The sequence below is a fragment of the Novosphingobium sp. KN65.2 genome (genome assembly GCF_001368935.1).
GTDB classification, from domain to species: domain Bacteria; phylum Pseudomonadota; class Alphaproteobacteria; order Sphingomonadales; family Sphingomonadaceae; genus Novosphingobium; species Novosphingobium mathurense.
The window spans coordinates 1-880 of the sequence record NZ_CCBH010000033.1 but is presented as its reverse complement, the minus strand read 5'-3'; the positions used below and the strand labels follow the sequence as shown (position 1 = coordinate 880).

Genomic DNA, 880 nt, shown 5'->3' with positions numbered 1-880 from the left:
GGCTCTGTTGCAAAGATTGGCGGCAGTCAGAGGTAGGCTGTCGCTCTGCGCCGATCAGGCGGCTGCTGCGAAATGGTGGTTGAGCATGCCCATGGCCTCCGTCAGCGCCGAGGGCCCAATGCCAAAAGCTCTCTCCACAAGGCGCACCTCGCCCCTGATGCCGGGCTGCAGGCACCAGGGGCGAGCCTGTCCTTTGCGCAGGGCTCGCATGACTTCGAATCCCTTGATCGTGGCATAGGCCGTGGGGATCGATTTGAAACCGCGCACCGGCTTGATCAGTATCTTGAGCTTTCCGTGATCGGCCTCGATCACGTTATTGAGATACTTCACCTGCCGGTGGGCCGTCTCCCGGTCCAGCTTTCCTTCGCGCTTCAATTCGGTGATCGCTGCACCATAGCTCGGCGCTTTGTCGGTATTGAGCGTGGCAGGCTTTTCCCAGTGCTTCAGGCCTCGCAGGGCCTTGCCCAGGAACCGCTTCGCTGCCTTGGCGCTGCGGGTCGGCGACAGGTAGAAATCGATCGTGTCGCCCCGCTTGTCGACTGCCCGGTACAGGTAGGTCCACTTGCCCCGCACCTTGACGTAGGTTTCATCCAGGCGCCAGCTCGGATCAAAGCCACGCCGCCAGAACCAGCGCAGCCGCTTCTCCATCTCCGGGGCGTAGCACTGGACCCAGCGATAGATCGTCGTATGGTCGACCGAAATGCCGCGTTCCGCCAGCATTTCCTCAAGGTCGCGATAGCTGATCGGATAGCGACAATACCAGCGCACCGCCCACAGGATCACATCACCCTGGAAATGGCGCCACTTGAAATCCGTCATCGTTCCGTCCGTCCAATCTCCGCCAAGCATGCTCAAGCTTCACGATTTTTGCAACAGAGCC

Annotated in this window: 1 protein-coding gene; it reads right to left on the bottom strand. The window is 60.6% G+C overall.

All coding sequences use genetic code 11. From position 1 onward, the window contains the following. Positions 1-54 precede the first annotated feature (54 nt). The gene (locus SPHV1_RS01230; RefSeq protein WP_001389365.1) at positions 55-819 is read right to left on the bottom strand and encodes an IS6-like element IS6100 family transposase; all 765 of its coding nucleotides are present in this window, start codon (positions 817-819) and stop codon (positions 55-57) included. Between the last annotated feature and the right edge of the window lie 61 nt (positions 820-880).

Bases quoted from the DNA above. Each gene is read 5' to 3' on its own strand.
- SPHV1_RS01230 (WP_001389365.1), bottom strand. From the start codon at position 819: ATGACGGATTTCAAGTGGCGCCATTTCCAGGGTGATGTGATCCTGTGG.